The organism is Gardnerella sp. C0684A1, from assembly GCF_055326835.1.
This window is the reverse complement of sequence record NZ_JBLTSX010000027.1, coordinates 1-275: the sequence shown is the minus strand read 5'-3', so window position 1 is coordinate 275 and position 275 is coordinate 1. Positions and strand designations below refer to the sequence as shown.

The window sequence follows — 275 nt, the reverse complement described above, 5'->3', positions numbered from 1 at the left end:
ACATCAGGGCAAGTTGACCGGATAATGCTGCGGCAATCCACAGCGTAACGATGAACGCCCAAGGTTGCACGATCCACAGTCCGGCAATGTCGATGCCGATCCAAAGATGTACGATCCATGGCAGGATATAAACGAGCACGTAACCGCCTGCTATAATGCCGGCAATCGCGCTGGCGACACACGCCTGCCCCATGATGCGCCGGGTACTCAGGTTGGGGCCACGCATTTGGAGTACGATCCATGGCAGAAAAGGGACGAGCAGCGCCACGGCTAGG

1 protein-coding gene is annotated in these 275 nt (G+C 57.5%); it reads right to left on the bottom strand.

The window, feature by feature from the left end; genetic code table 11:
* Nucleotides 1-226 (bottom strand): hypothetical protein (locus tag ACNEUN_RS06245; protein WP_463631568.1); only part of this gene is annotated, 226 nt, incomplete at its 3' end.
* Between the last annotated feature and the right edge of the window lie 49 nt (nucleotides 227-275).